Origin of the sequence: Niabella ginsenosidivorans (genome assembly GCF_001654455.1) — a bacterium.
GTDB lineage: Bacteria > Bacteroidota > Bacteroidia > Chitinophagales > Chitinophagaceae > Niabella > Niabella ginsenosidivorans.
Genome location: NZ_CP015772.1, coordinates 3236237 through 3253390 on the forward strand (window position 1 = coordinate 3236237; position 17154 = coordinate 3253390).

At 46.9% G+C, this 17154-nt stretch carries 11 protein-coding genes; all 11 read right to left on the minus strand.

Features of this window, described 5'->3' with window-relative positions:
* Positions 1-250: 250 nt before the first annotated feature.
* Positions 251-1657 (minus strand): sialate O-acetylesterase, encoded by a 1407-nt coding sequence (locus A8C56_RS13460; protein WP_067756942.1) that lies wholly within the window; start codon positions 1655-1657, stop codon positions 251-253.
* Entirely contained in the window at positions 1657-3921 is a 2265-nt protein-coding gene (locus A8C56_RS13465; RefSeq protein ID WP_067756948.1) for a DUF2961 domain-containing protein, read from the minus strand. Before A8C56_RS13465 ends, A8C56_RS13460 begins: the two co-directional genes overlap by 1 nt.
* 23 nt (positions 3922-3944) lie before the next feature.
* The gene (gene hisD, locus A8C56_RS13470; protein WP_067756951.1) at positions 3945-5222 is read right to left on the minus strand and encodes a histidinol dehydrogenase; all 1278 of its coding nucleotides are present in this window, start codon (positions 5220-5222) and stop codon (positions 3945-3947) included.
* Positions 5223-5247: 25 nt separating this feature from the next.
* Entirely contained in the window at positions 5248-6315 is a 1068-nt protein-coding gene (locus A8C56_RS13475; protein ID WP_067756954.1) for a glycoside hydrolase family 43 protein, read from the minus strand.
* Between the two features lie 297 nt (positions 6316-6612).
* Positions 6613-7923, minus strand: coding sequence for an IS110 family RNA-guided transposase (locus A8C56_RS13480; RefSeq protein WP_071609340.1), 1311 nt, complete (start codon positions 7921-7923; stop codon positions 6613-6615).
* Positions 7924-8526: 603 nt separating this feature from the next.
* Complete coding sequence (locus A8C56_RS13485; RefSeq protein ID WP_067762012.1) at positions 8527-9732, minus strand: glycoside hydrolase family 172 protein; 1206 nt, start codon at positions 9730-9732, stop codon at positions 8527-8529.
* 71 nt (positions 9733-9803) lie between these two features.
* Positions 9804-11048 carry a glycoside hydrolase family 172 protein gene (locus tag A8C56_RS13490; protein ID WP_067756960.1) on the minus strand — a complete coding sequence of 415 codons (1245 nt, stop codon included), beginning with the start codon at positions 11046-11048 and terminating at the stop codon, positions 9804-9806.
* Positions 11049-11052: 4 nt separating this feature from the next.
* Positions 11053-13200 carry a hypothetical protein gene (locus A8C56_RS13495; RefSeq protein WP_067762014.1) on the minus strand — a complete coding sequence of 716 codons (2148 nt, stop codon included), beginning with the start codon at positions 13198-13200 and terminating at the stop codon, positions 11053-11055.
* 8 nt (positions 13201-13208) lie between these two features.
* On the minus strand, positions 13209-14444 hold the full coding sequence (locus A8C56_RS13500; RefSeq protein WP_067756963.1) for a hypothetical protein: 1236 nt from the start codon (positions 14442-14444) through the stop codon (positions 13209-13211).
* On the minus strand, positions 14441-15253 hold the full coding sequence (locus A8C56_RS13505) for a glutamine amidotransferase (RefSeq protein WP_067756966.1): 813 nt from the start codon (positions 15251-15253) through the stop codon (positions 14441-14443). The genes A8C56_RS13500 and A8C56_RS13505 overlap by 4 nt, the downstream gene beginning before the upstream one ends.
* A 40-nt stretch (positions 15254-15293) precedes the next feature.
* Positions 15294-17129: a sodium:solute symporter family transporter gene (locus tag A8C56_RS13510; protein WP_067756969.1), complete on the minus strand. Its 1836-nt coding sequence runs from the start codon at positions 17127-17129 to the stop codon at positions 15294-15296.
* Positions 17130-17154: the final 25 nt, after the last annotated feature.

Below are 17154 nucleotides of genomic sequence, written 5' to 3' on the forward strand. Positions count from 1 at the left end.
TTGGTTCATAAAATATAATTGAATAAATGGAAAACAATCTTCACCCTGCTTCCTTTCCGGAAGCTTAATCGTTTAAACAACTATAACCCAGAACTCATAAACAGGCCAAGTCAATCATTATATTCGCTTTCTTCTTTGTAACAGCTATCAGAATATCAGGGTTTCAGTTTTAATCGTTTAAGCAAACATAAATATTTTTTCTTTTTTTTCAAAAAAAATCTATCAGATCCATGCAATAACATTAAAACTCCTATTGGCTTATTATTGGAACAGGCCAGCGATCTGTTCTGAAAGGAACCAGAGGAAGGCCGTCTTTATTGAAAATATTGCCGATCCCTGTATCCGAAAATCCATAACGCACCGCAACAGGGCGTGCCACCTTTTTACTCTGTACCTCAATGATGTTGTCTTTTACTACTGCTGTTGCCGGATAAAAAATACGGTCGGCCCCCGCTATCAGTAAAGCGGAAGGTTGCTTGCCTTTTATGACCAGCCCGCCAGCGGCATCTGCAACTTCGATTACGGCTTTATCCTTCTGAATGTGCCAGGTTTTTATTACAGGGCTTTTATAAATGATACCGGGCAACCGGTAATGATCGCCCAAAGCCCAGTTGGCCAGCCGCTGCCCTACGTCGTGTTTGTTGGCCGGATGTACGTTGTGCACGTCCGATGTAAGATCGGTTGTAACCACCATTCCTGTATGCGGATAAGCAGCACTCTCTGTCTGCGCCTCCCGTAATAAAGCACCGGTATTTTCACGTGCATATTTATAGGGCGCGATCTGTACAAAATAAAAAGGCATCTGGTACTGCCAGGTCTTCCGCCATGCATCGATCATTGCAGTAAACAACCGCCTGTATGCATAGGCATTAACCGTATTGTTTTCACCCTGGTACCAGATCGTACCAGCCACACTAAAATTACTGATGGGCGCAATCATCCCATTATAGGCATATCCCGGAAGATTCGGACACTGACCATTTGCTTCAATTTTTGTTGCCGCTGCTTTTAAAAAAGGATCGTTGGTGATAACTGCTTCAGGCGTCCAGACCTCTGCAGCAGTCCCCCCCCAGGCCGCTTCAATCAACCCGACAGGTACGTGCAAATCCTTATTGAGTTGCTTTCCAAAAAAATAAGCTACCGCACTAAATGCCTTCAGGCTGTTGCTGTCGCAGGATTCCCAGTGCCCGTTACAGTTTTTCTGTGGCGAAGCGGCTGTTGCCTTTGCGATCCTGAAAAAACGGATACCTGCATTGTCTGCATGCGGCAACTCCTGCTGTATATCTTTCAACCCCCAGTTGCCACACATTTCCATATTGCTCTGCCCGGAACAAACCCAGACTTCACCGATCATTATATCCGTGAGCGTGATGGTATTGGCGCCCTTCAGTATCAACTGATAAGGTCCCCCGGCGGCCGGTGTATGAATCACCAGTTGCCAGTCGGCATTACCATCCGTGGTCACTACAGGATAGGTCTTCTGATCCCAGGAAGTGGTAACACTGATCTGCTCACCGGGTGCTCCCCATCCCCATAATTTTACATCGGCCTGTTGCTGTAAAACCATATTATTGCCAATCACATCAGGTAATCTTATCGCGCTTTTTGCGTAAAACGATAGCAGCAAAAACAGAAGGATGCACCCTATGTACTTCATTATTTTTTGTTTAAGGCAAAATGGGGTAATATATAGCTATAAACCTGATAGTCCATTTCACTCCAGGCACTCTTATTGGGAAAGGGTGTACCCGGGTACAATTCCTTATGATCAGGAATGAACCGGATCCGTATGCGTATGGCAGAACAATCTTTCGTTAATGCTGCCGGTATCAGGAATTCATCATCCCGGAAACGCCGATCGGAGGTTTTCACCACATATTTACGGGCGCCCAGCTCTTCTTTGGGTCTTGAATCAACCCAGGTGTTGGCACCTGCAAGATACCAGGTACCGGCTCTTTTCCAATCTGGCTCTTTTAAGTTCTTATCATCCGGAACGGGAGCAACAAATACTTCGGCTGTCTGGTTGGGATAACTGTAATCCAGTGTCCGGCGCAGCAGAACGCCTCTATTATCTTTCCGGATATGCACGGTAAACTCAGAAATACCATTTGTAATGCGGCCGTCTTTGGTTTGCGCGGGGTAAATTTCTTTCCCGATCAGCTCTCTGTAGTCCGCTCGTTTTGAAAGATCATAGCCCCATGCATGCGCGGGATAGGTATCCGGTCCCCATTCGTACCTGGATGTAACTGATTGCACCGCTGAAGCCCGGGGTGACCGGTATTGATGCACCTGTTCATCGGTAGTGTTTCCAATATCCAGTGAATCTGTTTTTATTAAAGAAGGAGCCGGTAATCCGTACCAGTAACAGACGCTTTCATAATGTTCTTCTGAAACATTTTCACTATGTTCAAAACGGATGACTGCCCGTTTCCCAAAGGGCATAAGGTCCGCCCATAAAAAACGATAGGCCGATTGGATCAGGTCTTTTTTATTGACGGCCGTCTTTCTTTCTGTTGCCCCGCAGGGATGCCCGGCAAAGGGCAGCGTCATATTTTCACCACCCCAGTAATCACCACCACCGGCCCACTCCTCCGTACCGGTGCCATATGCCTGTGGTGTCTGGCTGTCATCAAAAAAGAAACGGGGATCTCCTTCTAACGTATGCAATTCTGCATTGTGCGAAAAGATAAAGGAGGTGCCCATAAAACTTCCGGACCAATCCTGCTGCCCTTCGATCCCCTTTGTATCCAGCCATACAAGATCCTGACCATATGCAGGTTTTGGAAAATCCTGATACGTTGCGTGAAAATAACTGCTGGAACCTGGTAAAAGACCGGGTTTGTTTTCATAGCGGATCTCATAGCTGATCTTTGCAGCATTGGCAGGAATATCTGTTAATTCAAATTGAGCCGATTGAAAGAAAGGCATCGGGTAATAACAGGCCAGTGTTATTTTGTTCTGTGCATAATCATAACGGACATTTACCGGCAATCCTTTTACGAGATATTCTTTCTTATCCCTGTTAAAAAAAGTGCCTGCACCAAAAAACAAGCAAAGGGGTGCATCAACAGATGCATAGGGCCGGTCATCCCAGGTTATCCGCAGCCGCGCCCGTTCCAGAACTTCTGCCTGATCTAAGGGAAGGGTCAATTTAACTGCTCTTACAACCGATAAGGCAGACCGGATCTGTGCGATTTTTACTGTTTGCTTATCGAGCTGCACCGTGCCGCTGCGTTTCTTAATATGCTTCGGGGCAATATCTGTTCCGGCACGGTTTATAAGATCCGTCACATCCCGGTCCGGTAGCTGATTGCTATTCCATGATTCCGGTGAACAGGACAGTGCCTCAGGATTTGCATACAGATGATAAATATAGTAGCCGGTTCCATAAAATGTGCGCGAATAGGCAATCTGAACCGAATCTTTAAAACGCATGGGCACCCATATCAGGTCTGCCCCTTTGGTGCTGCCCCAGGTCCAGGCCAGCGGTGGGGGTAATGCTTTTCCGGGAATAAAAGCTGTAGAAGTATATTTCTTTACTGCATCCACCGGATCGGCCGTCGCCGTTTCTGACACGCTATTATCTTTTCCGTCAACTATAAAATGCCAGGGACTGCCATGCCAGTGATTCGCCCGGAAAAAATATAAAACACCATTGCCTTTTACATCCAGGGTCACATTTTCATCTTCCTTTTTCATAAACAGAAAATTTGATGCATCTGCTGATCCACCGCCCCGGTCGTAGGTACTACGCATATAGGCCCTTACGCCAATACGCTGCTGCGGCAATAGCTGCCACATCCTGAAAGCATCATACCCTGCAGGCACTTCCGGCAAAAGCTCTTTTTTTACATTTTGTGCTGCTACAGAACCTAACAGGCAAAAGCAGCAAATCACTAAATAGTTTACCCATTGTATCATGTTGTACTGGCTGTTTGATGAATTTATTTTTTCTGATACCGTCTTACTCTTAAAGCGGCCTGCTCTTTATGACCTGCAAAACCTTCTAATTCACACAAACGCATTGCATAGGTTCCTATAAGGGCACTCGCTTCCGGCGTGCAGCGCTGATACGTACAGGTTTTTAAAAATTTACCCACCCATAAACCTCCTGTAAATCTTGCATTTCTTCGTGTAGGTAGGGTATGATTGGTGCCGATCACTTTATCACCGTATGCTACATTTGTTTCCGGGCCCAGGAACAAAGCTCCGTAGTTTGTCATCTTTTCCAAAAAATAATCAGGATCTTTTGTCAGCACCTCAACATGTTCACAGGCCAGTTCATCGGCTGCCTGTAACGCCTCTTCGTAGTTATCTACAAGGATGACCGCGCCGTACTCCTGCCAGGCGGCACCGGCGATAGCCGCCGTAGGCAGTGTTTTAAGTTGACGCTCTATTTCACTGATCGTTTCTTTCGCAATTCTTTCAGAGGTCGTAATTAATGCAGCCGGCGAAGTGGGACCATGTTCCGACTGCCCCAGCAGATCACAGGCGACCAGTTCTGCATCCGTGCTTTCATCAGCGATCACCAATACTTCAGTGGGCCCTGCCAGTAAATCAATTCCTACTCTTCCAAACAGTTGCCGCTTGGCTTCGGCTACGTACGCATTACCTGGGCCAACAATCATATCTACAGGTTTTATGGAGGCGGTACCAATGGCCATAGCAGCTAATGCCTGAACGCCCCCCAGTATGTAAATTTCATCGGCTCCGGCAAAATGCATAGCGCAGACCGTTGCTTCTGGAATCGCTCCCCGGGCGGCTGGTGTACAGGCAATCACCCTGTTTACCCCGGCCACTTTGGCTGTTAACACACTCATGTGTGCAGAAGCGATCATCGGGTAACGGCCTCCGGGAATATAACAGCCAACACTATTTACCGGAATGTTCCTGTGCCCTAAAAACACACCGGGCAACGTTTCCACTTCGATGTCTTTTATGGCAGATCGTTGCTGTTCTGCAAAATGCCGGATCTGTTCCTGAGCAAATAAAATATCATCGATCTGCTGCTGAGGAACACGATTAATGATTTGCCGGATCTCGTCTTTTGTAAGCCGGAAAGCTGAGGGTGCCCACTGATCAAATGATTCAGAATAACTGCGCACTGCAGCATCACCCTGTTCTTCAATATCTTTAATAATCTGCTCAACAGTTTCTTTAATTTTCGTCTCCGCGGCTTTCAGCTCCGCATCTGATTTCCCTTTTTTGATATACCGGATCATTTTTTATACTACTTTTTTTGTTGAATTATTCTCCTGATGGTTTTGTTTGTTTTTGTGCCACAGCTGCGGGTTCACCAAAACGGGGTGATCCATCCGCATTCCAGGTAAACTTTTGTATCCGCGGGTTTCTTGTACCGCCGCAACCCTGGCCGGAAGCATTATTGGCATGATAGATGATCCAGTCTTCCTGCTCATCCTTTGATTTAAAAAAACCATTGTGTCCCGGGCCAAATACATTATTCCGGATACTCTTTGAAAAAACAGGAACTGGTTTTTTTATCCAGTCTGCCGGGTTTAGCGGATCGCCTCCGGTCTTTAACCGCAGCTGGCCCAATCCATAATCATCCGTTGCGCACTGGCTCACGGAGAAAATGATAAAGAGATCGCCGGATGGACCGATCAGCGCTTCCGGCCCTTCATTTACCTGGCCACCTGTTTTTTCCCAACTGTATTCCGGCATTGAAATCTGGATACGATGAGTTTTAAGCGTCCATGGATTTTTCATTTCTGCAATATAGATCCGCTGAATATTATCTTTACCGGAAGCCGTCCCGCTCCATATAAAATAGAGCTTTCCGTTGTACTCAAAAACAGAGCCGTCGATTGAAAAATAATCGGCATCCGGATCGCCTATTTTTCCTTTGGCGGTCCATTGCCCTGTCAGCGGATCATCAGCAGTATTTTCAAGAACGAAACAACGTTGGGTGGACAGGTCTGCCGAGGCGCCCGCGGAATAATACAGGTACCATTTTTGATTCAGATAGTGCAATTCCGGCGCCCAGATATTTTTTGAATCAGGGCCACTGGCTGGTGGTGACCATACTGTTTTTGCCGGTGCCTGTGCCAATGCCGAAATGGCTGCTGTTTTCAAAATCGTAATATTCACCCCGTTCGTGGCCATATAATAAAAGACGGTTCCTTTTTTATATACCCATGGGTCTGCTCCTGAAGGCAGCAAAGGGTTATAAAACAGGCTATCCCTTAAAGAAGAGACCGGTGCTGTGTATTGTTTCGGGGCACTGCTTTTTGCACAGGCCAGCCAGCTTATAAAAAGGGCCAAAGGCAATACAATAATGATGATAACTTTTTTCATTTTTTAATTTTTACTGATGAGCATTGTTAATATGCCCGGAGCTTTTTTATTAAAATTATTCCAAATTACCGCAGCAACCCTTAACTATGCTCATGATATGACGGGTAAGCTGCTGTTATCAAAAACGAATGTCATGGTGAGGCAACCATAAAAACATTGCATTTAAGTTCATTCGGATGACAAATTTTTTTTAATCGTCATCCCGAGCGCAGCCGAGGGATCTCTGTATTCTCAGAGAGATTCCTCCGCTCATTCCGCTCTGCTCCATTCGGTGCCAATGACAAGATATGTAATGCACTATATTTCAACTAATTTCAAGTTGTGTTTTGTAGCCAGTTTCAATAAATACTGTTGCTCGCGTTGCTTTAATTGCTGTTCATATTTAGCAGCTCCTTGTTCTAAATAAGCTGTCCCTTTAGTCAGTAAGTTATAAAATGCAATAGCAATTTTTCTGGCTCCTGCTTTTATTGCAATTGCGGGACCTTTCCTGGCGCGTATTCTGCGTATAAATGTTCCAATGGCTATATGTTTGCTATTGAGCAGCGATTGTGCGATCTCCCTGAATATCTGGCCCACTCTGGAACTGTTTTTCATTTTTGCTTTCCTGCTGCGGCTGCCGCTTTGGTTATGATCAGGGGAAAGCCCGCACCAGCTTACATAATGCTTTTCCGTAGGAAATCTACTCAGATCGGTACCTGTTTCTCCCAGCAGCTTCAACATAGAATAGTTGGTTACTCCCGGCAGACAGCCCGCATCTACACCGTATATATTGAGCAATTTTTGATTTAAATCCTTAATCATTGGCTTATGATGGCGTACGGGCTTCTCCTTATGTACCGGCGCTACAAATGAACTACCTTGCTCCAGAAAAGAAAGCAACACTTCCATACGCTGATCTACTATGAGTATTTGCTGCTCATGAATTTTCCAAAGCCTGAGGTTCTGTTCCAACAAGAACAGCCAGCTTTCATTGTAGTTGCCTTCTAAGGCCATCAATACCTCGTCTGCCTTTTTATCTTTTATACTTTTGTGACACAGGCTTAATAATACCTTTCCGTCCCTTTCCCCTCTAAGGATCGCCTCTATCATACGGATACCACTGACACCAGTAATCTGAGAAATAACCTCCGTCAATTTGATGTTCATCAACTCTAATGCCTTCTGCATTTTATTTACATAACTGCTGCCCATACTGATAATATCTTCCCGCTCCCGCATTAGCATCCGGAGTTCTTTCAATCTACCGGCCGGTATATAGCTTTGCCGTACCAATCCTGCACTAAACATTTTCTGCATCCAACAGGCATCCGCAACATCTGTCTTCCGACCTTTTACCTGCTTTACCTCTTTGGGATTTACCAGGCATACACAGAAACCGGCTTGCTCCAGCAGCTCAGGCAGCGCAATCCAGTAGACGCCTGTAGCCTCCATACATACATTTTTCACCTGCTGGCTCCTAAGATCTTCAATACACTTACGATAGCTAAACGTAAAAGTATCGTAACTTTTAACCGTAATCCCATCACAGGAAACGAAGATTTTCTTTGAGCCGATATCTATAGCGGCTGCACACGCATTGTGTTGTTCAAAACTGACTAAATTTGACATAACTACTTTTTTAAGTATTAATTAAAAAAAGCAGGTTACAGCTCAAAGAGGTTCAATAAAAAAGCAATGTGCCAAACGGGAATGCTGCTGCAAACAGTATCACCAAACATTAATGCACCATTCTTTGAAGCAAGTGTCGACAGGAGGTACAAAACACTAATCGATACGACGGCTACGCTGCTGTAACCTGCTTCTTTCAAAGATACCACTTGTCATTACTCATTAATTTTGATCCCTAATTAACAAGTCGGAATGACGTTCCTTATGTAGATTCATTTCCAATAACTTACAACACTTGTCATTAACAGCAATCATAAAAGCGTTGCTTTTATGCTCATTGAAATGACAATTATCCAATCGTCATCCCGACCAAACCCGCTTTCAGCGGGAGCGCGGAGAGATCTCATCTATTATAGAGATTTACCTTCGGTGAAATTGTTCTCCGCTTCGCTTCGGTCGAATCCGATAGCTATCGGATGACGGCATTATATATTGTTGATCTTCAAAATAATACAGGGTGACATTACTTTTAGTCAGCCTCCAATGCATTCACTATTTCTGAACCGGTTCCTGCTTACTTCATTCTGTTATGAACAAAAGCCGCTAATGTTCATCCCCCCATAATCCGGGATCATTGCCCTTATTTTTCCGCCATTCATTCCGCCAGCGCTGTATGTCTACCGGCCCGATGAGTGGCATGGGTCTGCGCGCTGCTGCACCGGGGATCGCCGGGACCCTCATTGCCTTATCCTGATACCAGTAAGCCACGCTGGCCAGATCCAGTGTCAGTACATTATTGCTGCCATGTTCTATTGTAAACTTCAACGCCTTATTAAAATAAACAGGATCTGCAATATTGAATCTGTAAATATGCGTACGCCCCAGGAAACCCATATCCTCATTTACCCTGGCGTACCCGAAATAAGGGGTGGCATAAGGTTTTTGGGGAGCACCCCATGACGTATTAAAATAGTCTTCTGTACCTGTACCATTCATTGCAGGTAAGGTGTCATTGTCAATAAACAGCATATCATCCCCTTCCCCGTACCAGTAAGGTGTGGGTGATTGTACATAATAGTTCACACCGGCAAAATGCCCCCTGCCTTTAATATCAGCAATTATATAATTACCGGCGCCGGTTTTGTTGGGCCTGTTCGGACCAAACATCCAGTGTTCATTTTCTACACTATCAGCGGAGGTCATCAGTTGCCTGTTATACCAGGCATGAAAACGGCCGGCATGTGCCGGTAGTTTTTTCATTTTTATATAATCGATATAGAAATAAAATGTATTGATAGTCTTATCCGCCTGATTTTCGATTTCTATACGCGCGCCTTTACTGAAAGGCATGGCAAAATAGCTTACCAGGCCCATTCCGTTTGCGGGAGTAGCAGCCAGAGGCGCCGATGTAAACAGATAAGATTCATTCCAGCCCTGACCAAAGAACGGGCCGATGGGTGATTCAACAGAAGGATAATCATTACCGTCCCAATACATTCTAAGGATCACATCATTCCGGCTCAGCACACCGGGCTCAGGCCCCATTGTGACCCAGATATGATCAATGATGCCCGCACCGGTTACCTGAAAGAGGGTCCGTTTTTCGCCGGGTTTGATTTGCTGTATATTATCATGATTATCCCCCGACCGGTCATAACTGCTGACACGCCTGGATTGCAGGTGCTTTTTTATCCTGATGAGGTCCATCATTTCCTGGGAGAAACCCGATTTTGCAGGCAATAGTGCATTGAAAAGAAAAAGAGCATATACGATCCGGTAAACCGGAAGACAGCTGTTCCCCCGCTCCATGTCAACAACCTCCGGTTTAGGTGACAGGCGCCGGAAAATTGTTAGCTGCTTAAGAAAAAAAAGATACGCGTTCATTGTTCGTTCCCCCATAATCCGGGATCATTTCCCTTGTTTTTCCGCCATTCATTCCGCCAGCGGTGTATATCACCTATATTGATTAATGGTTTTGGTTTCCGTCCTTCCTTATCAGGGATCGCAGCAACAGGTGCTGCTTCGCTCTGATACCAATAGGCCACACTGGCCAGATCCAGCGTTAGTACATTATTATGTCCATGTTCGATCGTGAACCGGAAGGAGCTGTTGAAAAAGAGCGGGTCATTGATATGAAAGCGGTATAAATGGGTCCTTCCCATCCAGCCGATAGCATCATTTACCCTGGGATAACCATAATAGGCATTTGAAAACTTTGTTTTGGGGCACCAGGCCGTATTAAAATAATCTTCCGTTCCGGTACCGTGCAATGTGGGCTCTTTGGCACCATCAATATAGATCATATCATCTCCTTCCCCGTACCACATGGGTGTAGGTGATTGCACATAATAGTTGACCCCCACAAACTGCCCCTGTCCTTTTATATCAGCGATCACATAATTATCCTGTCCCGTTTTATTGTAACCAGATTTACCTAATATCCCCCATTCATTTTCTCCTTCTTTTTTTGAAGCGCCCATCAGCTGCCTGTTGTACCAGCTGTGAAAGCGGCCGGTATGCGGCGGCAGTTTTTCCATAGCGGTATAATCTATGTAGTAATAGAAGGCATCAATATTTCTGCCGGACTGGTTTTCAATCTCGATTCGGGCGCCCTTTTCAAAAGGCATATTAAAATAGGAAACCATTGCCCTGCCCTGTACAGCGCTTGCGGAAAGTGGCAAAGCATTATAATCATATGCTTCATTCCATCCCTGGCCAAAAAAAGGACCGATCGGCGCCGCTACGGACGGGTATTCCTTTCCGTCCCAGTACATGCGTATGAGTATATCATTGCGGCTTAATGCAGCAGGGTCCGGCGCCATAGTGATCCAGATATGATTGATGATGCCAGCGCCTTCTACATTAAAAATGACTTTCTTTTCATTATTCCCGATCTTTATAAAATCATCCGTTCCTCCAGACCGGTCGTAGCTGCTTACTCTTTTTGAAGTAAGCCCCTGCCGTATCTGTGTAAGCGCCGAAAGATCATTGTTCAATGCCTGCGCATGTAAACAATCAGGCAGCAGTAAAATGATCCATAAGATCCATACTATCTTCAATGCAGACCATTTGTGTGTCTTCAGGTCTGCACCTGTCTTTCTTATATCAACGTCTTGTTTCAACATGTTACTAAGGTTTGGCTGTATCCAGCATCTGATGAATCAACTTTTGAGCAGGAGCCCCGATCGACGTATTTTTAGTCAGGTCCCAGTAACTCTGGTTTTGCACAATCTGTGTTTGTGTAGTTACGATCCAGCTTTGGATCCAACCCGTTAACGTGCACCATGCACCCCAGCCGGCATCTGAGTTAGAAGCCCAGTATTCCCATTTCCCATAATCAAATGCCCGGAACCACGCCCCATCCAGGTCTTTGTGTTTACTACTTTGTACCTGTATGCGTGTTAAAAAATCAGATAACTTCCGCGTGGCCTGCAGATAGTCCCTATTCCCTGTAGCAAGCGCTGCTTCATGCAGACTGAATAAGGCAAAGTTGTTGGTGTACAGCATACAACCGATCTGCTGCCCGTTTTTGGTAATCAACGATCCTTCATCTGAACCATAATCATTGTTTGTTTTCAGCTCCTTAAACATCCCTTTGCCTTTGCCCAGCTCTTCACGGATAATACCACAGCTGTCCTGGTATTTCAGTAACTCCCTGATCATTTCATCCAGCCATTGCCGGTGCTCAGGGGTATCTTCCACACGTACCAGCCAGGCCAGCGGCAGGATCATGCGCGCCCGCTGCGTTTGCAGACTGCTCCCCCACTTCCATTGATCAGGATAGTCCTTCATCGTAATGGCAATCGCTTTTTTGGTACGCTCCAGCAGCGGCTGATACCCCGTCTTATGATACAACCACAGGTACAACGCCCACATCCACGATTCAAAATGCGGAGAAGGATGTTCCAGGTCGCGGTTATAATAATAGCGCCAGCCGTTTTTTATAATATCCGCTTCTTCCAGCCGTTCTCCCCGGAACCCCTGCCGGCCCGTTGTTCTGAAATTAGCCAGGATCGCCGCTGCCAGCTCCTTGTTCCACTGACCTGTTTTAAGATACGCAGCCGCACCCAAAGCTCCCAGTATCGCCCGGGAGTTATCATCGCCATAAAAAGTACCGGCATTGGTAGTGGCCCACCCGATCAATCCGTAAGCCGGACTCTGCGGATCACTCTTTGGTCCGGCCCGCAGGTTGGACGTCTTAAACAAATAATTAATAATATTTACTGCCCTGTTCTTATAATCCGTGTTGCGCAGCAACCGGCCGGCGGCGGCAAGTGCCATGCCGGCTTCCCCCTGTACATCCGCACGCATCCAGTAACGGTATTGCTGGCTGCCGTCATAGTAGATGGTGGACGTGTGCCCTTCCAGGATACCCAATGAACCATCACCATTGGGCTGATCCTGGCTTACCGGTGGCCCTACCGGTTTTAATCCATCGCTGCCGTATTTCTCCCATTCCTTCTTCCAGACGGGATGAATGTAGAACCTGCCATTTGCATACCACTCCACCCCTTTCTGAATACTATTGCGCAGGGCATTGGCCGGCAGCTGTCCTGTCCGCCCAAACATCGGCCGCACATCCGGCTTCCACTGTTTAACAGCTGCTGATGCTCCTGTAAGTTGTGATACGATATAAGACAATACGCTTCTTACCGGCAGTTCCGGCCCATAGCGACCCGTTTTAAAATTACTGAACGCAGTAGTACCAATCAGCACCCCGTTCTTACGGAACAACAGCGGATACGTAAGGGTACTGTCCAGGCCCAGTTCTGCTTTGTCCACACCCACCACTTTTGCCAAAACAATCAACGGGTCCTTAACCGTTACCGGTAATACATGGCAGTTCTGGATGCCCAGCAAGGCCATACGTGGTGCGGCTGATCCAAACAGATCGGTTGTGACCACGCCTCTTTCCAGATGTGTTTCCAGCGGCTTTGAAGGAATATCCAATCCAGGATATGCCGCCGGATATTCTACATACAGCCGTAATCCCCGGGAGGCTGCTGTGTGCAGCAGGGCTTCACTGATCCGGTTCTCAGGATCCATTTCCGGATAATGAACGGCAGTGATCAGCACACCGGACCCTGCGGGTGCAGCCCGGATGGCCGCTCCCGGTGTCTTGTATTGTTTTAGCGGGTACCCTTCTTCTTTTAACAGCACATACAGATCATTCTGCTCACTGCCATAGTAGGCGATGCTTTTTTTACCGGTCTGTGCATTGACCATCATTCCTGCCCCCAGCCAGAACAGCAACCCAATTATATATTTTACTTGCATACATTTAATCATTTAACAAGAAGTGCATCTGTTTTATAAAACTGCTGCTGTAATAATGCTATAGCAGCTTCCTGTATCCGCTCACAGGCATCCTGTTCCAAAAAAGACCATTTTCCCGGCCCGGTTTCATAACCTCCTTCTTCAAAAGCCTTTACCGTAGGTACATATCCTATATTGTTTTCTGAAAATCCCGCAACAAGGGTCTGTTCAAAAGGCGACTGTCTTTCAATCTCCAGCGCTGTTTCCACAAAGATTTCTCCCGGCAAAAATAATACCGCCAGGGAGGTGCCGAAGTGGATCAGGCTGATACGGGCAACAGCATCCAGGGAATTGGTAATTCCTGATCCGTTTCTGATGGATAAGGGAATATTGATTTGTTTCAGGGAAAATGCCGGGCTTTCAAGGAACATTTCCGAACCGTTTTCTACCAAAGCAGCCATCGCCATTCCATGCGCTTTTGAATAGGCGGCACCCATAGAAACCGTAGGAGGATTAATATTACCAGCCGCACCGTTCAAAAAAAGGGCCACGCCATTTTTGCCGGTGCGTTCCAGCGCCGCACACAATTCTCCGGGAAAATCAGCCGATACCCGCGGGATACACATTTCGTGTACAGGATGACAAACAGCCTGCACCACAGTTGCCACACAATGCTGGTTTTTATTATTTAACTGCAGCCATTTAACCCTCCGGTCTACAGGTTGCCCGTTCATGATAGCACTATCAAGGGGTTGCAATGAATCCGAATTTACAATCCCCTCCGGTGTTTTTACCCGCCGCTGCACTGCGTGATCTTCCAGTAATGAAACCCCTGCTGACAGTTCACAGGGTAACATCTTGTCTGCAGCAATTTCTGTTGCTTCCCGTATATTGGTTTGTATTTTTTTTATCCAGCTTTTAAAAGCATCCGTCTGGTAAAGACCGGTAAGGCCCCCTGACTCCGGGGCACTATGGGTATGTGTACAGCAGAGCACGATCTTTTCAGCGGGGATCGTTCCGGCCATTCCCTGTTTAAAAGTATCCCATCCACCAACAGAAGTATCCGTAAGCGATAGTAAATCGAGCGATACGATCGCCACTTTTTCCGTGCCGGATTGCAACACCAGCACCCGTGCTTTTAATGGCGTCCGTACCGATTCAAAAGGAGCATATGTACCCTTTACGGATGAGGTCAGCAGTCCTATTTCCAGAGGTGGGGTGATGTCTGTTACAAAGGTTCCGGCGTATAATGCTGCTTCACTCATGGCTTTCTTTTTACCCAGTTATAGGCCTGCAGCCAGAAATTAGTATAGCTCTCCCACAATTCAAAATTGATACCCCAGTGTGGCGCCGGATCAGACATATAGGTCAATACCCGTCCCGCTCCATAGGTTCCTGCAACCAATAACGGATGACCGGTTTCTTTCACCCGTACAATCACTTCTCCTTCTGGTTGTTCCTGAACCTCGTTATAGCCAAATATGGGCGGAAAGCTGCTCCACGAAAGTCCTTTTACAACCGGATGCTCCGGCAGCACTACTTCTGCTGTAAAGCCCGCTGAAGATTCTACCAGGTCTTCGGTTGACAAACATCCTACCGGCAATGCTTCCTGTAACACGCTTCTTCCCCAGCCCGACCTGTTTTGAACGCCGCTGAATGACAACCAGCCACCCAGCATCATCATTCCGCCACCACCCCGGATCCACTCTTTGATCACCTGCAAACGGTCGGGAAAAGTAACTACTTTATTTTCCCTGCGCGCCCTGTCAAAAAAACTCGGATATAAATGAAAGCACTTGGCTTCCACATCACTGATGATGAGTACCGCTGATTGCTCCAGATAGGTTTCCAGCCTGCCCGGTTCCAGCCGGTACAGCTCCCAGTTAGACAGGGGTGTTACATCTGCCTCCTGTTCCAGTGCTTCGGTAAGCCGTTCACCATAAAAGTGCAGATCTGCGTCTTTTGTTTCCGTGCCAAACGGTGTTTCAATAAATGTGGGTCCTACATGGAATACCCAGTCACCCAGGTATAAAACATGTTCTTCTTTTGTTCTCACTACTTGTTTTGCTCTCATGATTGTTTATACATTAAATAGTTATTATGCCGGTTGTTTATCATTTATTTTTCAGTTCTTTTTCCCGGGGTCGCATTGCATCGCCGGTTTGTTCGGCCAGTTGATGCAGGTACCTGCCCGCCATTTTCCAGAATATGATAAAGAGGATCAGGGCTAAACCCAGTGTCAGTATTCCTGAAACATAACGGGCAAACCAGGTATGCGTCAACCCCAGTATCATTAGTGAAACGGATGTTGTACCAAGAACAGCAATACCCAGTCCTTTGAAAATGGGAGCAACAGCAACTCCATTGCCTGTTGTTGCTGCGGATGCAAAGGGACGCCAGAAACCCAGGGGTCGTGCCCGTTGATAAAATGCCTGCAGCAGCGGAGCCGGGTCCGGTTTTGTGAGTAAAGCCACGATGATCCAGAGGAATGTCGTCAGCCCCATAACCAGCAGGGTTTGCCAATACCAGGGTATGATCAACCGCTGCGCCCCGGTTATGCCAAAATAGAACAGCAGTTTGGGGCCCAATACCACGATACAAAATATAACCGCCCCGCCAAAAGAAGCGGCAATCCTTGCCGGTCCGTTAAACCGCCACCACCACCATTGCGCCCAGTTAGCCGGCAATTCAGCAGCACTGAGCGACAGCATAAAAATGGCTACATCGGTAATGATCTGTACCTTATATACAACAGCAATGGCAATGCTTAATATCAGCAGCATGGAAATTTTACCAATAAGCAGGTAATGCCGTTCACTGCGGTTATGCGCCATCCACCTGCGGTATATATCGCTGACCATTACCTGGCTTCCAAAATTCAGATTATCCCCCACAGTGGACATCGTTGCCGCCAGCATGGCAGCCACCATCAGCCCCATTGCACCGGTAGGCAGCAGCAGCTTCATTAAACGGCCATACACCAGCTCCCGGTCGGCACCCGGCAGGCGCAGCTCGGGCCATAGTACTGCGGCGCTGATACTGGGCAGCGTCACCAGCAATAACAATACAAACATGGAAATTGCCGCCACTACATACATGGTTAATGCTTCTGCCGGAGTGCGTGTAGACAATATACGCTGTCCTTCCATTGCTCCGCCCATTGGCGCTGCATCCCCTCCATAGCCAATGCTCTGGCCCAGCAGCCAGCCCAATGCAGCAGCCAGGGGAAATACCTCCTGTTTTTGCGGGGGAATGCTCCGGAGTATTTCTGCGCTTTCCGGGCCGAAGGCCTGTTCAATGGCTTTTACCATTGCGGCAGCACCGCCAAAATGATGCAGTGTAAGAAAGAGCAGCAGTAAGGTGCCGGTAAAAAAGATCAGCATCTGTATAAAATTGGAGATTACGACCCCTTTATATCCCGATGAAAATACAAACAGCAATGAAACGGGCACTACCAGGCATAAGGTCTGAAAACGGGTCAGATCAAACGCCGGGCCCATAATTTTGTAAGCTGCCAGCAAGGTAATTCCGGTCCATGCCGGCATTGCGATAAATGATGTTCGTATTGCGATCCATAACCGCATAACTCCAGCAGCTCTTTTCGGGAACCGCAGGTCATAAAACTCCAGTGATGTAAAGAGGTTCAGCCGCCTCCAGAAAAATGCGAACAGCACACCTCCCAAAAACAACGCCAGGCCAAAACGGCTCAGGTACCACCAGCAGATAAAACCACCGGTTGCCACGGCAAGTCCTCCATAACCGGTAGCGGCATCGGGGCTTACCAAAGCGGCAGTGTAAGAAACACCGTTTAGCCATCCCGGGATCTTGCGGCCGCCCAGAAAAAAATTATCCATGTTCTTATTGGCAAAACGCCGGTGCCAGAGGCCGATACCCAACATCAGCAGCAGGTATCCGATAACAATCCAAATATCAAGATGCTTCCAGATCATATTTTAAAAACAAAAAGTTTGTACT

Excerpts from the sequence above, each read along its gene's own strand:
- A8C56_RS13480 (WP_071609340.1), bottom strand. The coding sequence starts at position 7,923 with ATGTCAAATTTAGTCAGTTTTGAACAACACAATGCGTGTGCAGCCGCT.
- A8C56_RS13485 (WP_067762012.1), bottom strand. The coding sequence starts at position 9,732 with ATGGAGCGGGGGAACAGCTGTCTTCCGGTTTACCGGATCGTATATGCT.
- A8C56_RS13490 (WP_067756960.1), bottom strand. The coding sequence starts at position 11,048 with ATGTTGAAACAAGACGTTGATATAAGAAAGACAGGTGCAGACCTGAAG.
- A8C56_RS13460 (WP_067756942.1), bottom strand. The coding sequence starts at position 1,657 with ATGAAGTACATAGGGTGCATCCTTCTGTTTTTGCTGCTATCGTTTTAC.
- hisD (WP_067756951.1), bottom strand. The coding sequence starts at position 5,222 with ATGATCCGGTATATCAAAAAAGGGAAATCAGATGCGGAGCTGAAAGCC.
- A8C56_RS13475 (WP_067756954.1), bottom strand. The coding sequence starts at position 6,315 with ATGAAAAAAGTTATCATCATTATTGTATTGCCTTTGGCCCTTTTTATA.
- A8C56_RS13465 (WP_067756948.1), bottom strand. The coding sequence starts at position 3,921 with ATGATACAATGGGTAAACTATTTAGTGATTTGCTGCTTTTGCCTGTTA.
- A8C56_RS13505 (WP_067756966.1), bottom strand. The coding sequence starts at position 15,253 with ATGAGAGCAAAACAAGTAGTGAGAACAAAAGAAGAACATGTTTTATAC.
- A8C56_RS13510 (WP_067756969.1), bottom strand. The coding sequence starts at position 17,129 with ATGATCTGGAAGCATCTTGATATTTGGATTGTTATCGGATACCTGCTG.
- A8C56_RS13495 (WP_067762014.1), bottom strand. The coding sequence starts at position 13,200 with ATGCAAGTAAAATATATAATTGGGTTGCTGTTCTGGCTGGGGGCAGGA.
- A8C56_RS13500 (WP_067756963.1), bottom strand. The coding sequence starts at position 14,444 with ATGAGTGAAGCAGCATTATACGCCGGAACCTTTGTAACAGACATCACC.